The organism is Streptococcus infantis, from assembly GCF_047463635.1.
In the GTDB taxonomy this organism is placed as follows: Bacteria; Bacillota; Bacilli; order Lactobacillales; family Streptococcaceae; genus Streptococcus; species Streptococcus infantis_W.
In genome coordinates, this window is record NZ_JASHDL010000004.1 from 70,726 (window position 1) to 89,023 (window position 18,298).

Consider the following 18,298-nt stretch of genomic DNA (forward strand, 5'->3'; position numbering starts at 1 on the left):
AATCTTCGTGATCCAGACAAACAGACCGAAGTTAAGACAAGAAGAGCTACACAAGACGATATTGATAATTTCTAAAGTGCTTTGAGAGAATTTCTACGATGAATACCTTGTTAACTCAAGGAAAACGTTGCTAGAATCGCTCTCTCAGCACTTTTATTTTTAAAGAAAGGAGAACACATGGCAGGAAAAATTAAGGGTATCAATATTGAAATTGGTGGCGACACAACCGGCTTAGATAAGGCCTTAAAAAATGTCAATAAGTCTGCCTCTGATGCCAGCAAGGAAATCAAAGAAATTGATAAAGGCTTGAAATTTGACCCTGGTAACGTTGTCTTGCTTAGCCAGAAACAGGAACTCTTGGTAAAACAGGTTTCCAACGCTAAAGAGAAACTCGAAACTTTGAAGACTGCAGAGGAGCAGGTCCAGAAGCAATTTGCAGAAGGAAAGATTGGTGAAGAGCAGTATCGAGCTTTTCAACGTGAAGTTGAAACTACTAAGAATGTCCTGAAAGGTTACGAAGGCAAACTAGCAAACGTTAACCAGGCACTTGCAGAAAACGGAAATGCTACCCAAAGCAATAAAAGTCAGCTTCAGAACTTGCAGAAAGAGCAGAATCGCCTTGCAAGTGAGTCTGAAAAAGTTGTCAGCTCGTTTAAATTGCAAGAAAGCCAGTTAGGAGCAAATGCTAGCGAATCTGAAAAACTAGCTCTGGCACAGAAAAAAGTAGGTGCTCAATCCACTATCGTTGCTAAGCAGATTGAAAATCTTGAGAAGCAGTTAGAGTTAACCAAGCAAGAGTATGGTGAAAATTCGGTTGAAGCTAACAAAATGGAAGCACAACTGAATCAAGCTAAAGCAGCGTACTCAAATCTTTCTCAGGAGATGAAGAGTTTGGGTAGTGCTGGCAAACAAGCAACTGGAACCCTAATTGAAACAAACAATCTTCTAAAAGCTGAACTACTTAATCAATTCTCAGAAAAGCTTGCTGACATTAGTCAGAAACTTGTGGATTTTGGGAAGAATGCACTAGAAGCCTTCAGGCAAGTTGATGAAGGCATGGACACTATTGTGACCAAAACTGGTGCGACAGGTGATAGTTTGAAAGAAATGCAAGATATTGCTTCAAACATCGCAACAACGATCCCGACAGATTTCAGTAAGGCTGGTGAAGCAGTCGGAGAGGTCAATACACAGTTTGGACTGACTGGTGATGCTCTCAAAGATGTTTCCATAGAGATGATTAAGTTTGCTGAAATCAACGGTACAGACATTACCAATTCAACTATTTCAGCAAGTAAAGCCTTGGAAGCTTACGAGCTATCAACTAGTGATTTAGCGAAAGTCCTAGACTCTACAACCTACACAGCTCAATCGACTGGTGTATCTGTTGATGACTTGATGAAGAAAGCTATTGAAGGCGCACCACAGATTAAAATGCTAGGCCTTTCTTTTGAAGAAGGTGTAGCACTACTTGGGCAATTTGAAACAAGTGGTGTAGATGCTTCAGGTGCTTTGTCAGGTTTAACAAAAGCAGCAGGAACTTATGCTAAAGAAGGTAAAACTTTGAAAGAAGGTCTTATCGAAACAATTGATAAGATAAAAAACACTACTAGCGAAACTGAAGCAATGGGACTAGCAATGGAAATATTTGGTGCTAAGAAAGCACCTCAAATGATTGACGCAATCAAGCGTGGTTCTTTTGACTTCCAATCATTCGCTGAATCTGCTGAATACTCAGTAGGAGCGGTTTCAAAGACATTTGAAGCTACTCTGGATCCAATTGATAAATTTAAGACAGCACAAAACTCAGTCACGCTAGCTATGTCCGAACTAGGCGCAGCAATTGCTGAAGTTCTAGCCCCTGTATTTGAAGTGCTGGGAAACATAGTCAAAGATATGGCAGAGTGGTTCAGTGGTCTACCTGGTCCAGTAAAAGAATTCATCGTGATTTTGGGAGGTGTAGTCACAGTCGCTGGGATTCTAGTCCCGATATTCTTAACCTTGCAAGCAGCAGCAGTCGCACTTGAAACATCCATCGGAGCAATGATTACAGCAGCACTACCTATAATCGGAACCGTAGCATTAATAGCAGCAGCAATCACAGGGCTCATTATTGGGATTAAATATCTCTGGGAGACTAATGAGGGATTTCGTGAATTAGTAACCACTGTATGGAATGCTATCCTGGAAGTTATCAATAGTGTGGTAAGTGAAATCTCTGACTTCATCATGAGCATGTTTGGAGTGGTTGTGGACTGGTGGACGGAAAATCAAGAGTTGATCAAGTCGTCCGCAGAAATAGTCTGGAATGCCATCTTATCTGTCATTAACACAGTCATGACAGCTTTACAGCCACTCATTCAAGCCGCTTGGTCGAATATCCAACTAGTCATCGAGACAGTCTGGACAGTCATCAAAACAATTGTAGAGACAGCAATCAACACTGTACTTGGAATCATCAAGGCAGTTATGCAGGCGATTAACGGTGACTGGTCTGGCGCATGGGAGACGATGAGAGGTGTTGTAGACGGCTTAATCAATGCAATCAAGTCCATCATTGAGACAGTTCTCACAGCTATTCAGCAATACATTCAAAGAACTTGGCAAGCGATTGTGACCTATATCCAATTTGTACTCAACATGATTTTCAATATAGTATCCACAATTTGGAATAGCATATTGTCATTCATCAGCAATATAGTAACCTCGATTTCCAATACTATTTCTAATGTATTTAACGGAATATCGAGCACAATTAGTGGTATAATGTCTGGCATTTTTAATACTGTAAACAGTGTTTGGAATGGTATTAGAGATACTATTACGAATACCATTAACGGTGCTAGAGATGCTGTTTCCAATGCTATCAATGCTATGAAGGGTTTCTTTAACTTTGAATGGTCACTACCTAGACCGAAACTACCACGCTTCAACATCAGCGGTGGCGAGGCACCGTGGGGATTCGGTGGTAAGGGGTCATTGCCATCTATTGATATTACATGGTTTGCCAAAGGTGGTATTTTAACCAAACCAACCATTTTCGGCATGAACAGTAATGGGCTGATGGGTGGTGGAGAGGCTGGTAAAGAAGCGGTATTGCCATTAAACGAAAGCACACTTGGAATGATAGCAGATCATATCATGTCTACTGTCAAAGACAAGATTATTGTGAACGTGGAACAACCAAATCCACAACCAATCATTTTAAATATTGACGGCAAAACATTCGCTCAATTGATTGTGGGATATGTTTCAGATGCCCAAGCACAGCGTATTCAAATTATCGAAGGAGGAGGCACAGTTGGCTAAACACTACGGAATTAGATACAATGGCAGGCACTCATTTGAAGATGAAGGCTTGCTTTTGTTAAATGAACGGTCAATTAGCATCCCTAACAAAAAGAAGGTACTGGTGCCAATTCCATTTTCAAATGAAAAATATGATTTTTCAACGGTTTACGGCGGGCAGCTCTACGAACAGAGGACCTTGACCTATCAAATCAAAATCAAGAATACAATCTATGGCACGAAAGAAGCCATGAATATGGCTAAAACAAGTGCTATTAACTGGCTAATGGGTACTACTGGACTCGCACCTCTATATGACGATGCAATTCCTGGTTTTTATTTCCTAGCCGAAGTCCAAGGGGATAGTGCTTTTGAAGAGGATTGGGCGCATGGTGTGCTAAAAATCACATTCACAGCCTATCCCTTCATGATTTCCGAGAAAGCTGAAGGAAGCGATATCTGGGATGAATTTAACTTTGAACTAGACGCATTCCAAGATATTGCTTTCGATGTTAAAGGTTCGCTTGATATTCTATTGGTCAACACAGGCATCAGCTTGGCACGACCAGAGATTACGTCGACCAGCAACATGACATTGACTATGCGGAATCAACAGTTCAGTATTATTCCAGGTAGTCGTGTATATGACTTTTTCACACTCGAAAAAGAGAATGAAATTCGCATCAAAGGAAACGGCAGAATCTCGTTCAAATGGTTTAAGGAGCTGATTTGATGTATGCAGTTAGTTTGATTAATGGTGCCAACGTGACACCGATACACGATTCAATGGCCGGCGGGAATAAGCTCTTGTCGGCCATTATTAAGTTTGAAATCAATAAGATTGCCCAGTTTGATTTCCAGTTTTTGCCAAACAACGCTGGTTACAAGGCTCTTATCAAGCCTTTACAGACCATGGTACAAGTAGTCAATATGCGGACAGGTAGAGAAGTATTTTACGGTCGTATAGCCCCAATCACAAATGACATGGCAGAAAGTGGAGTGTTTACATTTGCATACAATGCCAAATCGGAGCTTGATTTTCTGAACGACAGCAAACAAAGGCAACAAATTTACCGCGGGAAGAAATCTGATTTTGTAAAACAAGTCTTGAAATTCCACAATGACAACCTGGAATCTTATAAGGAATTTTTGCCAGGTGATTTGACAGACCTAATCGCAACAGGCGACCACATGGAAGCCGATGTAGACCCTGCCAAGTCGACTTTTGCCACATTGACAGACCTTATCCTGAACGAGTATGGACTGGAACTACAAATTCGCAAGGAGAATGGGAAGAGATATCTTGATTTTAAGAAGCAGATTGGTGTTGACAGCGACACGGAAATCAAGCTCTCTGTCAATCTATTGTCATTAAAGCAGCATATCAACCCAGAGGGCATCGTATCTCGCCTGCTTGTATATGGCAAGCAAAATAGTGAGACAAATCAGCGTGTCAGCATTGCCTCAGTCAACAACGGAAAAGACTACATCGATAGACCTGATTTGATTGCCGAGTATGGTATCAAAATGGAGACTGCCACGTTTGATGACATAGAGAACCCTGTTGCTCTAAAACAGGCAGGAGAAAGCCAGCTAGCCACTCAAAAAGCTGTAGCTTATCAATACTCTGTTTCAGCAGTCAACTTATCGCACATCAACCCGAATTTTGACGAGTTTGAGGAAGGTAACACATATAGGGTTATCAATCCTGTTATGTTTATCGACGAGCGACTGAGAGTTGTTGCTCGACAGATTGATTTGTTAAATGTTGAGAGATCTAGTTTGACGATTGGAGAAAAATTTAAGTCTGCGGAAGAGTGGCAGTCAGATAATATTCGTAAGCGAACTCGGCAATTAGTTACAACTAATCAGCTTAAAGAGCAACAGGCAAGATTGGAAGAAGTGCGAGTTATTGCTAATGCAGCTGCAGAGACAGTTGAAACTGTCAATAATACCGTGAACGAACAGTCTAGCCAACTCTTATCTACTCAAGATAAGAAAAAACTGGATTATTTGCTAATTTCAAAGAAAGTTGACTTAGATGATATATTGAAACGAATTGAAAATCTAGAAAGGAAAGTTTAAATGGGAATTGACCAATATTTAAAAGTTATCAAGGAAGGAGTTTTTGGTCGCGATGTTCGACAAGCTATTCATGACGGTATAGAACGAGTCTATGAAGATGCAACATTTGATGGCAACACAAATATGGAAGTGGCTAAGGCCAGAGGCACCTTTGACCATCTATCCGATAGATTCTCTACGATTGATAATATTATCAATTCAAAAGCAGACGAAGCTGAAATAAAAGCTATGCTTAATAATATTCTAGACGGAACTCCTAAAGGAACATATCCAAATGTTTCAGCTTTACGTTCAGCAAAGCCATCTGGTGATAAAGGTATTTATGTTACAACTGATAACGGCCACTGGAATTATTGGGACGGAAGTTCATGGGCGGATGGTGGTTCATATCAATCGCCAACTGACGGCGTTCCTAATCAGTTCGGCGTAATTTTCGACGGATTATTAACTATTGATCGTAAGACTAAAACAGTATCCTTAAAAAAAGATACATGGATTTCGTTTGGAAATAAAAATTATGCTCCAAATGCTAATTTGAGCATTAGTTACGAACCAACTGGATTGTCAGAATATGTTGTTTACGACTTCCAAAATAAAGGGTTAACCGTGATGACTTTGGCGAACGTTAAGAACATCACGTCAACGCAAGTCATACTTGCTATTATGTATAAGGGTACTTTACATTATCCAGTTAATTCTATGTTCGTTAAGACAATTGGCTACTCAGAATATACGCAGGATAGCTTAATCGGTTCGGTTGTACAAGGCAAAATAATCTATGACAATTATTCAAAAACGTTTAGTTTTAATGGTTTTGGAGAACAGAATGAGATTATTGTTTCAAAAGGGACAAGTTACTACTCGATAAAAGAGCATGAAAATCTTCAACTTAGCAGTGGATTCTTACATCATCTTATTTTGGATACTATAGAAAATAAGTTTAAGCTAGTAAAGAGTTCAGTGATGTCTAATGGAGCAACTTTTACAAGCAAGAATACAGACATTTTGATTGCATCAGTATATCTTGAAGAACTCACGCATTATTCTAGTAATAATTTTATTCAGAGTACAAAATCGTTATTAAATAATGCATGGCAATTAGAAGAATTGATTGTCGACCTTCAGACTAAAAAAACTGTTATTGTGACGCTGGGAGATAGCACGACGGATGGTTGGAGGACTTCAAATTACACCAGCAACAACGATAATATTAATAATCTAAAAGAAGGAAATAATACATATTCTGGAATACTTAATAATATTATTAATCAACAACGTGGTTACAATTTTGATCATAAAATTTATAATCGAGGATTTTCAGGAAAAACCATTTATTGGCTTCGTCAAAATCTGGATGCTGTTCTATCTCCGATACCTGAATCCATTGATTATGCGTTCATTGCAATGGGCATCAACGATATGGTGTACGACGTGAGTAAGATTAAATCATTTCGTGACGATCATATAAATGTTATCAATCGATTGTTGGCGAAAGGGATTAAACCTGTACTAATGAGCACTCAAGCTGAATTTGAGAATTACAAACGATTTGGTTCGAAGATTAATGCGATTGCTGACAACATCAAGAAGGATTTAGCCGAAGAATTAGGATTACCATTCATTGATTATAACGCTGGCACAAGTAATATTTTGAACCATTCAGAATACAAGCTCAAGGATTTAATTCCAGACATGTGTCACTTTGGAGATCTTGGTCATCAAAAAGGGGCAGAATTTTTAGCTAGTCAGTTGATTCCTCAAACGGTATTTGTTTCAGGGATTAGTAAAATCGGGTATCAGAATAACAAAGTGGCATCTGATTTGAATTATTCAGATTACTTGACAGATGAACAAAAAGATGTGAAGTGGATTACTAGAACTGATGGTTTCGATTTAGAAGGACAACTAAATTCTACTCAAATAAAGACAATGTTTGAGGTTTCGGTTTATATTGAACGTCCGTCAATTATCCGCTATTTTGGAGACAACGTGATTGTGACATCAAATGGGCAGTCATTATCAGACGGAGCTGTGCTCGATATCGGATTTTATCGAATTTCAGCTAAAAACGTCACTGGAGTTGCTAGTAAATTCCGTGGCTTGAAATTTAATCTGAAAGAAGTATAGACAAAGGAGGTTGTATGCAGATCGAATTTTTCAATTTTTTAAGAAGCGTCGTTCAGACCGAAGACGGATTGGTATTGTACGCCCTGGCATTGATTGTCTCAATGGAAATCATTGATTTTGTGACAGGAACGATTGCTGCTATCGCAAACCCTGACATCGAGTATAAGAGCAAAATCGGCATCAATGGGCTCCTTCGCAAGATTTTAGGAGTTCTCTTACTGATGATCCTTATTCCGATGTCCGTGCTTTTACCTGAAAAAACAGGCTTCGCATTCTTGTATTCGATTTATCTCGGATACATCGCATTCACATTTCAATCACTTATTGAAAATTATCGAAAATTAAAAGGAAACGTTACTCTTTTTCAGCCGATTTTAAAAGCATTTCAGCGATTACTTGAAAAAGATGACGACAAAAACAAAGGAGAATAAACATGATTAACTGGAAAGTACGTTTTAACTTAAAAAACAAAACATTTTTATTGCGAGTGGCATTTGCTTTAGCTTTGCCGATTCTCGCATATTTCAATCTTAAACTAGAAGATTTGGTCAGTTGGGGAGTCATTTTAGACTTGCTTGGCAAATTCTTTGCGAACCCTTATCTTGTGGGGTTGACGATTGTAAATATCCTAAATATCATTCCAGACCCAACAACTGCAGGAATTTCTGACAGCAAACGCGCTCTTGACTATCAAGAGCCAGTCCAAAACTAGGAGAGGACAATGAAGAAAAACGACTTATTCATCGACGTATCCAGCCACAATGGATACGATATTACAGGGATTTTGGAAGAAATGGGTACACAAAATACCATCATCAAGATTTCTGAAAGTACAAGCTATCTGAACCCTTGCCGACATGCTCAAGTTGAGCAATCAACCCCTGTTGGATTTTATCATTTCGCATGGTTTGGAGGTGACATCGAAGAAGCTGAACGAGAGGCACGTTACTTCCTTGATAATGTACCTCAAAAAGTAAAATACTTGTGTCTTGATTACGAAGATCACGCTAGCGGAGATAAACAGGCAAATACAGATGCATGTATTCGCTTTATGGAAATCCTCAAAGAAAATGGCTATGAGCCAATCTATTACAGCTACAAGCCATTCACGCTCAATAATATCTATTATGAGCAGATTCTTGCGAAATTCCCAAACAGCCTTTGGATTGCCGGGTATGGGCTAAATGATGGAAATGCTGATTTTGAGTATTTTCCTAGCATGGATGGGATTCGATGGTGGCAATATTCTTCAAATCCATACGACAAGAACATTGTTTTACTAGATGACGAAGAAGCCGAGCCAAAATGGAAAAGAAATGATACTGGTTGGTGGTGGGAACACCCTGACGGATCTTACCCAAAAGAAGAATGGGAAAAAATCGGCGGTGTGTGGTACTACTTTGATGCTAAAGGATATTGTCTAACCAGTCAATGGTTCAAAGAAAATGATAAGTGGTACTACCTCAAAGAAAATGGGGCAATGGCCATTGGTTGGGTGTTTGTGAATGGCAAATGGTACTATCTTGATGCTTCAGGAGCAATGGTCACTGGCTGGGTTCAATACAAGGACAAACTATACCATCTCAAAGAAGAGAATGGCGAAATGTCTTCAAAAGAACTTGTCAAAGTCGAAGGAGGCTGGTACTACGTCAACGAAGATGGCAGTCGTTCAGACAAACCAGCATTTAATGTATTACCTGATGGACTAATTGTTACCACTAAATAAAGAAAGGAGATTCTATTTTTCTTCTTAATGACCCGCAGGCTCAGGCTTGCGGGCTTTTTTGTTTGCAATAATAAAAGCAGTGACCGAAATCACTGCTTATCAGCTGTAGCAAATTCATAAAGTTTTTCTGCTGTGAGAAGGGCCATTTTGTCCATGCTTGTTTTTCCTTTTCTAAGGTCAGAAACAGTAGTCCATGGAACTCCAGCGCCTTGCGAAATAGCAGATGTAGACATTGAACTGTCTAATAATTCTTGAATAACTTTTCTCATATTATTTGTCCTTTTTATTTTTTAGATAGATATATACATTGATTGCAATTATAAAAATAGCTATTGCACTAACCATTGCTTTTCCTCTTTTCATTTGATAAAATAGAGGTGTGAGGGGCTTTCGCCCCCACCTCTTAGCGTTTACCTTTTTCTTTTGCGGGATTCGGGTTTACGCTTTTTGTTTTGTCTTGCGACTGTTATTGCAGTCACCAGACTTGCTATAGCAGTTACCGTTTCAGGGATATTGTCTATCGCCTTTTCAAGTAACCTAAGCCAATCTTCTTTGTTCAACTTCCTCACCTCCTTTCCTTATCTTGATTATATTATATCACGGTACACCGAGAAAGTCAAGCGTTTTGATGAAGTTTTTTTAAATTTTTTCAAAAAAATAGACCTTGTCCAGAGGTCGGGGAGTTGGAGGGACACCCCTCCAATGTAAACTATTAGAACTAAATTGCAGCCTTCTCAACTATACGGGCAAAGGTGAGTATGAAAATGAATACGAAGATGAATACGATTTAAAAAAATGACGAAAATCAACGGAAATGATTTTAAATAAAAATAAGCAAAAACTCAACTATTGATAAGCAACAGAAAGCATTGAAAAACATTTGTCACTTATACCATAGTTCGTGACAGTTCCTGTTTTTTTTGATAGAATCATACAGTATGCCCTTGGGCACAAAGTAAGAACTGGGACTGTCTTTCCCAGCTTCGGAGGTAAAAAATGTCAGATTCACCAATCAAATACCGTTTGATTAAGAAAGAAAAACACACGGGAGCTCGTCTGGGTGAGATTATCACGCCACACGGAACCTTCCCAACTCCTATGTTTATGCCGGTTGGGACTCAAGCAACGGTCAAAACCCAATCGCCAGAAGAATTGAAAGAGATGGGGTCAGGGATTATCCTCTCTAACACCTATCACTTGTGGCTTCGTCCTGGAGATGAACTCATTGCACGTGCAGGTGGGCTTCATAAGTTCATGAACTGGGATCAGCCTATCTTGACAGATAGCGGTGGTTTTCAAGTGTATTCCCTAGCGGATAGCCGTAATATCACAGAAGAAGGAGTAACCTTCAAGAACCACCTCAACGGTTCTAAGATGTTCCTTTCGCCAGAAAAAGCTATTTCTATCCAGAACAATCTAGGGTCAGACATTATGATGTCCTTTGACGAATGTCCTCAATTTTATCAGCCTTATGATTATGTGAAGAAGTCAATCGAACGTACAAGCCGTTGGGCTGAGCGTGGATTAAAAGCTCATCGTCGTCCCCATGACCAAGGATTATTTGGGATTGTGCAAGGCGCAGGATTTGAAGATCTTCGTCGTCAATCAGCTCGCGACCTTGTTAGCATGGACTTCCCTGGATACTCTATCGGAGGGTTGGCAGTAGGTGAAACTCATGAAGAGATGAATGCAGTTTTGGACTTCACCACTCAACTTCTTCCTGAAAACAAACCTCGCTACTTGATGGGAGTGGGAGCGCCAGATAGCTTGATTGATGGGGTTATTCGTGGGGTCGATATGTTTGACTGTGTCTTGCCGACTCGTATCGCTCGTAACGGAACTTGTATGACTAGCCAAGGACGTTTGGTTGTCAAGAATGCCCAGTTTGCGGAGGACTTTACCCCACTTGATCCTGAGTGCGATTGCTACACATGTAAGAACTACACCCGTGCCTACCTTCGTCACTTGCTCAAGGCCGATGAGACCTTTGGTATTCGTTTGACAAGTTACCATAACCTTTACTTCTTGCTCAACCTTATGAAGCAGGTTCGTCAGGCTATTATGGATGATAATCTCTTGGAATTCCGTGAGCATTTTGTTGAAAAATATGGCTACAATAAATCAGGTCGTAATTTCTAAGATTAGTAGACCAAAGCTAAAATCCTAAGTTTTCTCTTAGGATTTTTCTTCTTTTTTTGATAAAATAAAGGTAGTATGGAATGAACATTAGATGGTTTTTTAACTACTCTAATGAACGGAGAATAAACTCGTATGCGTATAAAATGGTTTTCCTTGATTAGGATTACAGGCTTACTCTTGGTACTCTTGTACCATTTTTTTCAGACGGTTTTCCCAGGAGGTTTCTTCGGGGTTGACGTCTTTTTCACCTTTTCAGGTTTCCTAATTACGTCACTTTTATTAGAAGAATTTGGACAAAAAGGGAAAATCGATATCTTAGGATTTTTCAGGAGACGTTTCTATCGTATTTTCCCTCCAGTCGTCTTGATGATCCTCGTCGTTATGCCCTTTACTTTCTTGGTTCGCCAGGATTATATAGCCGGGATTGGTGGTCAGATTGCTGGTGTCCTTGGTTTTATGACCAACTTCTATGAAATGTTAACAGGGGGAAGTTATGAATCTCAGTTCATTCCTCATTTATTTGTTCATAATTGGAGCTTGGCTGTTGAGGTTCATTACTATATCTTGTGGGGCTTGGCGGTTTGGTTCTTGTCCAAGCGGGTAAAATCATCTGGACAATTAAGAGGTCTAGTCTTTCTTCTATCATCAGCTGTCTTTATCATCGGTTTTCTTTCAATGTTTATCGGTAGCTTTATCGTTTCTTCCTACTCGACGCTCTACTTTTCTAGCTTTACTCACGTCTATCCTTTCTTTCTAGGCAGTATTTTGGCATCTTTGGTAGGTGTTCGTCAAACGACTACTCTTGTTAAGCGTTTAAATAATACCTGGGATTTGAAAAAGACCTTGCTAGTATTCGGGGCAGGTCTCGGAGTTTTGCTCTTATTGACCTTCTTCGTGAAATTCAATTATCTCTTTGCCTACTTGCTTGGCTTCTTGTTGGCAAGTTTAGCTGCACTTGCTATGATTCTTGCTACTCGAGTCTTGCATGAGAAAACACCAAATATTGAGGAGCCAAGGGTGATTAGCTTCCTAGCTGATACCAGTTACGCAGTATATCTCTTCCACTGGCCGTTTTATATTATTTTCTCCCAATTAATGGGAAATATACTAGCAGTGATTCTCACCACTATCTTTTCTTATCTCTTTGCAAGCCTTTCCTTCTATGTGATTGAACCTTTCATTGCAGGGAAGAACAGTAGCTTATTGCAAAAGGTAAAAGAAATTCCGCATATTCAACCAATCTTTGCGGGTAGCGTCGGATTTCTTGGCTTGCTGACACTGATTGTGATGCTTATTGCCCCCCAAGTAGGCGCTTTTGAAACGGATTTGATGGTAAATGGCCTCAATCAAGCCCAAACCAATATTACCCGTACGAAAACCATGGCGGATCAAGCAGAAGCAAGTCGCTACAATATTGCCGAAGGTGTATCCATCATTGGAGATTCTGTAACCTTGCGTGCAACACCTGGACTTAAAGAGGTTCTACCAGACGCTCAGACAGATGGTCAAGTAAGTAGAAATACCAAGCAAGCCAATGCTATTATGCTCAATCACAGTCAGAATAAAGTCCTCCCTAAAATAGTCGTTATTGCTACTGGAGTGAATAACCCTGAGGATTATAAGGCTGATATCGATTCTTTGATAACGAATCTACCCAAGGGACATCAACTTGTACTTATGACACCTTATGAGGGTGATACAACTCAAGCAACTCAGCCTTATGTAGAACAGTATGCTAGCTATGTGCGTGAAGTGGCTCAAAAGTATCCTTACATTGAGGTTGCAGACTGGAATCAAGTATCTAAAGATCATCCAGACATCTGGAAAGGAACGGATCAGGTTCACTTTGGAAGTGATAATGCCAAACTAGAAGAGGGAGCTAAGCTCTACGCAGAAACGATAGCATCAGCTATCAAGGCCTTGGCAGATAAACCTGTGAAGTCAAAATAATATTTAAAAAGTAGAGATGACCGTTCTCTACTTTTTCTTTTTAGAAAGTATGTCTTAGAAGCTCAATCATTGTCTGAGTTTATTTCTCTAACCTATGCCAATATCCCCTTGCTTTAGGTTGTTAGCTCTTTGGGCAGTTGGGTCCAAACTATGACTAATTTCTAGTCTGTAGTTTTTATGGCGAATCCAGTCTTGATTGGGAAAGACTTGCCAAATTGTCAGAATTATGAGAAAATAGGTGCAGTTTACAAATGGAGGGAATGCAATGAGAGAAGATATCAAAATCAATGATCGTGCTTTAGCATTAGGGGATCAAATCATTGACAAGCTAGAAAAAGTTTACGATACAGATGTGGAACTAGATGTCTATAATCTTGGCTTGATTTACGAGATTCATTTGGACGAGGCTGGTCTTTGTACAATTGTCATGACCTTCACCGATACTGCCTGTGACTGTGCAGAAAGTTTACCCATCGAAATCGTGGCAGGCTTGAAACAGATTGAAGGGATTGAAGATGTCAGGGTTGAAGTTACCTGGTCGCCTGCCTGGAAGATTACACGCATCAGTCGCTATGGCCGCATAGCGCTTGGTCTACCACCACGCTAAAATACAAGAGGCGGTGGGACAGAAATCGATAGACAAAGTCTCGATTTCGTAGTCCCAGCCCCGCGAGGATGATTAGGAGCTTTTTGGAGTCTAAAAGACGAACAAAAAGTTCAATCAGCTACCGCGTCAAAGTTTAATTGCTAATAAAAAGTGAGGTAGGGATTTTTTGTCCCAACCTCCTTTTTGTTATTAGATTCCTTTAACTGCGAAATAGTGTCCACTTGGGTTTGCAAAGTTAAAGTGAGGGAAAGGTTGGGTATTGATCGAACTTGTGGTATCAGTCACTGCAGCTATGCGCTCGTGAAGACTGCAAAGGTCCGCTGATTCAAAGAGTAGGCTAGGTTTCATATCAACTACCTCTGGCGATACCTGACGAATAAAGTCTTTGGCGTAGACAGTAAAAGTCAGTGTACTGTCCGTGTGAGGTTTCATTTCAAAAGTTTCAAACCCCATAATTTCTGATTGATTAAAAACTTCAAAACCGATAGCAGACCAAAAGTCTCTCTCAGCTGCTATATCATCTACGTAGAGCATAATTCCTGTATTTTTTGAAAACATTGTCTCTCCTTCATAATCATAGTTAGAGCAATTATCTTATCACATTTCACGAGATAAGACAAAGGATTAGAAAAAGCAGTCATTTAGCGACTGCTTATTTTCTAGTTATTTTTTACCAGATTGTTCCATATTCCAGAAATCTGTCACGGCACCACGTGATGCAGAAGATACGGTGTGGGCATACTTACCAAGGACACCACGGCTATAGAGTGGTGGCAAGGTTGTTTCTGCCTTACGTTTTTCAAGTTCTTCTTCGGATACGGCCATAGAAATTTCTTTAGTATCTTGGTCGACAGTGACGATATCGCCTGTACGGAGGTAGGCAATTGGTCCTCCATCCTGGGCTTCAGGGGCGATATGTCCGACAACCAGACCATAAGTTCCACCAGAGAAGCGTCCGTCTGTCAAGAGGGCAACCTTGTCTCCTTGACCTTTACCAACAATCATTGATGAAAGTGATAGCATCTCAGGCATGCCAGGACCACCCTTAGGTCCAACGAAACGAACAACGACAACGTCGCCATCAACGATTTCATCTGACAAGACAGCTTGGATAGCATCTTCTTCTGAGTCAAATACCTTGGCTGGCCCAACGTGACGACGAACTTTAACACCTGATACCTTGGCAACTGCACCGTCAGGAGCAAGATTACCGTTCAAGATGATCAATGGACCGTCCGCACGTTTAGGATTTTCAAGTGGCATAATGACTTTTTGCCCTGGTGTGAGGTCTGCAAAATCAGCCAAGTTTTCAGCGACAGTTTTACCAGTACATGTGATACGGTCTCCATGAAGGAATCCATTCGCCAACAAGTACTTCATAACTGCAGGCACACCACCAACTTCGTAAAGGTCTTGGAAGACATACTGACCAGAAGGTTTCAAATCGGCCAAGTGAGGCACACGTTCTTGGATGGTATTAAAGTCTTCAAGTGACAAGTCAACATTAGCTGCGTGGGCAATGGCGAGCAAGTGAAGAGTAGCGTTTGTAGAGCCACCGAGAGCCATTGTCACTGTAATGGCATCTTCAAAGGCCTCACGAGTCAAGATATCTGAAGGTTTGATACCAAGTTCAAGCATTTTGACAACTGCACGACCGGCTGCTTCGATGTCTTCTTTCTTATCAGCAGATTCAGCTGGGTGAGAAGAAGAACCTGGCAAGCTCATCCCCAAAACTTCGATAGCAGTAGCCATAGTGTTTGCAGTATACATACCACCACAACCACCAGGGCCAGGGCAGGCGTTACACTCGAGACGTTTGACGTCTTCAGCCGTCATATCACCGTGGTTCCATTTTCCGATACCTTCAAATACAGAAACCAAGTCGATGTCTTTACCATCTAGTTTTCCAGGGGCAATCGTACCACCGTAGGCGAAAATAGCAGGGATATCCATATTGGCAATGGCAATCATAGAACCAGGCATGTTCTTGTCACAACCACCGATAGCCACAAAGGCATCCACGTTGTGACCGCCCATAGCAGCTTCGATAGAGTCCGCAATGATATCACGTGACGTTAGAGAGAAGCGCATACCAGGCGTCCCCATGGCAATCCCATCTGCTACCGTAATGGTTCCAAATTGAACCGGCCAAGCACCAGCAGATTTGACACCTTCTTTAGCCAATTTCCCAAAGTCATGCAAGTGGATATTACATGGTGTATTTTCTGCCCAAGTCGAAATGACTCCCACAATCGGTGTTTCAAAGTCCTTATCTGTCATACCAGTCGCACGAAGCATGGCACGGTTTGGTGATTTAACCATGCTATCATAGATGCTACTGCGATGACGTTTATCTAATTCTGTCATTAAGTTCCCTCCCATTTCAGTTTTTACCATTATAGCACATTTTAAAAGCAATGAACAGAAGAAAATTCTTGAATTTTCAGAAAATTCAATACATTGAAATCTTCTTAAAAAATATTGCATTTTTTTATTGACATTTAAAATTAAAGTGATATCATTTAGATATCAAATGCAGGAGGTCATTCTGATGACTGAAAAACTAATCAATTCAAAACCAAATGGTGTAGTAGCCTTGATACTTATCGAGTTGGCACTCGTACTTGGTTTCTTTATATTTATCATGGGTGCTGGTTCGGAAAACGTTTTTGGAATTATTATCGGACTTTTATTAAGCTTAATTGCAGGTCTAGCTCATGCTGGTTTAAAAGTTGTGAAACCTCAAGAAGCACTGGTTTTGACCCTCTTTGGTAACTATACTGGGACCATCAAAGAACCTGGTTTTTACTTTGTCAATCCCTTCAGTATAGCGGTCAATCCTGCAATCCACACTCGACTCGGACAAAGTGGTGATGTTAGCACAAAATCTCCTTTTTCAGGGATGAAATCATCAAATGGTAATGACGTAAATCTTGAAATTGGCAAGAAACAGATTTCCCTCAAAGTTATGACTTTAAGTAATTCTCGTCAAAAGATTAACGATTGCCTAGGGAACCCTGTTGAAATCGGAATCGCTGTTACTTGGAGAGTGGTCGATACGGCTAAAGCAGTCTTCAACGTAGATAACTACAAAGAATACCTGTCATTGCAGTGTGATAGCGCCCTTCGTAATATTGTTCGCATCTATCCTTACGATGTGTCTCCGAATGTGGATACTACAGGTGATGGGCAAGCCGATGAAGGAAGCCTCCGCGGTTCTAGTGAGATTGTAGCTAGTCGCATTCGTGAAGAAATCCAAAGTCGTGTAGAGGACGCTGGTTTGGAAATCCTTGAAGCACGTATTACTTACCTAGCTTATGCACCGGAAATTGCAGCTGTCATGCTTCAACGTCAACAAGCATCAGCCATTATTGATGCACGTAAGATGATTGTTGATGGCGCTGTAGGAATGGTTGAAATGGCACTAGAACGTCTCAATGAAGGAGAATTAGTAGAACTTGACGAAGAACGAAAAGCTGCTATGGTTTCAAATCTCCTAGTCGTTCTCTGTGGCAATCATGATGCACAACCAATTGTCAATACAGGAAGCCTTTATTAGAAATGGCAGAAGCTAAAAAAAAGCAAATCCCCCTTCGACTTTCGAATAAGTTATACGCTGCACTCGCATCATGGGCAGAAGATGATTTTCGATCAGTCAACGGGCAAATTGAATATCTTCTTACAGAATGTGTCAAGCAACGAAAGAAAGACGGGAAATACGTCTCAGAAACCATTGATGAACCCTTCGAGATTGATATTTAATCTATTTTCCTATCCAGAATAGTGGATAGGAAAATTTTTTTATCTTTTTTTGTCAAGTAACTTTACTTTACAAAAAAGTTTTGATATACTATTAAAGTTGATGAAAATCAAACCTAACTGAATTTATATCTTAAAAGGAGAAATCAAAATGGCAGTACCTGCACGTCGCACTTCAAAAGCGAAGAAAAACAAACGTCGTACACACTACAAAGTAACAGCACCATCTGTAAACTTTGACGAAACTACTGGAGATTACTCACGTTCACACCGTGTATCACTTAAAGGATACTACAAAGGACGTAAGATCGCTAAAGCTGCATCAGCTGAATAATAGAAGGGAGATACCATGCGCGTAAATATTACACTTGAACACAAAGAATCTGGTGAACGCTTGTACCTTACTTCTAAAAACAAACGTAACACTCCAGACCGTCTTCAATTGAAGAAATACTCACCAAAACTTCGCAAGCACGTTGTGTTTACAGAAGTTAAATAAGGTTTCATTATATTTCAGTACATGCTGAAAGCCTTGATTTCATGCGGTTTTTGAAATATTGAATTTCATTACAAATCATTTGAAATCAGTTCTATGGCAACCTTTTTGGCAACCTTTT

The 18,298-nt window shown here is 40.2% G+C and carries 18 protein-coding genes; 14 read left to right on the top strand and 4 right to left on the bottom strand.

Going from position 1 to position 18,298, the window contains the following annotated elements:
* The first annotated feature begins 177 nt into the window (after positions 1–177).
* The 7 genes from QM867_RS03920 (at position 178) to QM867_RS03950 (ending at position 9,226) form a co-directional block, all read left to right on the top strand.
* Positions 178–3,309 (top strand): phage tail tape measure protein, encoded by a 3,132-nt coding sequence (locus tag QM867_RS03920; RefSeq protein WP_075229517.1) that lies wholly within the window; start codon positions 178–180, stop codon positions 3,307–3,309.
* 103 nt (positions 3,310–3,412) lie between these two features.
* Entirely contained in the window at positions 3,413–4,021 is a 609-nt protein-coding gene (locus tag QM867_RS03925) for a phage tail protein (RefSeq protein WP_414275139.1), read from the top strand.
* Positions 4,021–5,373: a phage tail protein gene (locus QM867_RS03930; protein WP_075229515.1), complete on the top strand. Its 1,353-nt coding sequence runs from the start codon at positions 4,021–4,023 to the stop codon at positions 5,371–5,373. Before QM867_RS03925 ends, QM867_RS03930 begins: the two co-directional genes overlap by 1 nt.
* Positions 5,374–7,500, top strand: coding sequence for an SGNH/GDSL hydrolase family protein (locus QM867_RS03935; RefSeq protein ID WP_075229514.1), 2,127 nt, complete (start codon positions 5,374–5,376; stop codon positions 7,498–7,500).
* A 14-nt stretch (positions 7,501–7,514) separates the two neighbouring features.
* Positions 7,515–7,931 (top strand): phage holin family protein, encoded by a 417-nt coding sequence (locus QM867_RS03940; RefSeq protein WP_075229513.1) that lies wholly within the window; start codon positions 7,515–7,517, stop codon positions 7,929–7,931.
* 2 nt (positions 7,932–7,933) lie between these two features.
* A complete protein-coding gene (locus tag QM867_RS03945; protein WP_414315206.1) occupies positions 7,934–8,212 on the top strand; it encodes a phage holin in 279 nt (92 codons plus the stop codon).
* Positions 8,213–8,221: 9 nt separating this feature from the next.
* A complete protein-coding gene (locus QM867_RS03950; protein WP_075229511.1) occupies positions 8,222–9,226 on the top strand; it encodes a GH25 family lysozyme in 1,005 nt (334 codons plus the stop codon).
* A gap of 89 nt (positions 9,227–9,315) precedes the next feature.
* Here QM867_RS03950 and QM867_RS03955 read toward each other — a convergent pair whose 3' ends face one another.
* Both QM867_RS03955 and QM867_RS03960 read right to left on the bottom strand, forming a co-directional pair.
* Positions 9,316–9,495, bottom strand: coding sequence for a hypothetical protein (locus tag QM867_RS03955; RefSeq protein WP_070677362.1), 180 nt, complete (start codon positions 9,493–9,495; stop codon positions 9,316–9,318).
* 141 nt (positions 9,496–9,636) lie between these two features.
* The gene (locus tag QM867_RS03960; RefSeq protein WP_173390505.1) at positions 9,637–9,786 is read right to left on the bottom strand and encodes a hypothetical protein; all 150 of its coding nucleotides are present in this window, start codon (positions 9,784–9,786) and stop codon (positions 9,637–9,639) included.
* 436 nt (positions 9,787–10,222) lie between these two features.
* On the opposite strand from QM867_RS03960, the gene tgt reads away from it, so the two are divergent.
* The 3 genes from tgt to QM867_RS03975 all read left to right on the top strand — a co-directional run bounded on the left by tgt (position 10,223) and on the right by QM867_RS03975 (position 13,922).
* A complete protein-coding gene (gene tgt / locus QM867_RS03965; RefSeq protein ID WP_248035875.1) occupies positions 10,223–11,365 on the top strand; it encodes a tRNA guanosine(34) transglycosylase Tgt in 1,143 nt (380 codons plus the stop codon).
* A 132-nt stretch (positions 11,366–11,497) separates the two neighbouring features.
* On the top strand, positions 11,498–13,315 hold the full coding sequence (locus QM867_RS03970; protein WP_281335202.1) for an acyltransferase family protein: 1,818 nt from the start codon (positions 11,498–11,500) through the stop codon (positions 13,313–13,315).
* 265 nt (positions 13,316–13,580) lie between these two features.
* Positions 13,581–13,922 carry a metal-sulfur cluster assembly factor gene (locus QM867_RS03975; protein ID WP_153225650.1) on the top strand — a complete coding sequence of 114 codons (342 nt, stop codon included), beginning with the start codon at positions 13,581–13,583 and terminating at the stop codon, positions 13,920–13,922.
* A gap of 189 nt (positions 13,923–14,111) precedes the next feature.
* On the opposite strand, the gene QM867_RS03980 is transcribed toward QM867_RS03975, so the two are convergent.
* Both QM867_RS03980 and ilvD read right to left on the bottom strand, forming a co-directional pair.
* Positions 14,112–14,480: a glyoxalase gene (locus QM867_RS03980; RefSeq protein ID WP_414315207.1), complete on the bottom strand. Its 369-nt coding sequence runs from the start codon at positions 14,478–14,480 to the stop codon at positions 14,112–14,114.
* Between the two features lie 105 nt (positions 14,481–14,585).
* Positions 14,586–16,289, bottom strand: a complete 1,704-nt coding sequence (gene ilvD, locus QM867_RS03985) for a dihydroxy-acid dehydratase (RefSeq protein ID WP_248035870.1) — start codon at positions 16,287–16,289, stop codon at positions 14,586–14,588.
* Positions 16,290–16,473: 184 nt separating this feature from the next.
* On the opposite strand from ilvD, the gene QM867_RS03990 reads away from it, so the two are divergent.
* The 4 genes from QM867_RS03990 to rpmG all read left to right on the top strand — a co-directional run bounded on the left by QM867_RS03990 (position 16,474) and on the right by rpmG (position 18,180).
* Positions 16,474–17,481 (top strand): SPFH domain-containing protein, encoded by a 1,008-nt coding sequence (locus QM867_RS03990; RefSeq protein WP_414315208.1) that lies wholly within the window; start codon positions 16,474–16,476, stop codon positions 17,479–17,481.
* A 2-nt stretch (positions 17,482–17,483) separates the two neighbouring features.
* Positions 17,484–17,684 (top strand): PTS ascorbate transporter subunit IIC, encoded by a 201-nt coding sequence (locus QM867_RS03995; protein ID WP_000796543.1) that lies wholly within the window; start codon positions 17,484–17,486, stop codon positions 17,682–17,684.
* Positions 17,685–17,832: 148 nt separating this feature from the next.
* Positions 17,833–18,015 carry a 50S ribosomal protein L32 gene (gene rpmF, locus QM867_RS04000; RefSeq protein ID WP_000290417.1) on the top strand — a complete coding sequence of 61 codons (183 nt, stop codon included), beginning with the start codon at positions 17,833–17,835 and terminating at the stop codon, positions 18,013–18,015.
* 15 nt (positions 18,016–18,030) lie between these two features.
* Positions 18,031–18,180, top strand: a complete 150-nt coding sequence (gene rpmG, locus QM867_RS04005) for a 50S ribosomal protein L33 (RefSeq protein ID WP_001265622.1) — start codon at positions 18,031–18,033, stop codon at positions 18,178–18,180.
* Positions 18,181–18,298: the final 118 nt, after the last annotated feature.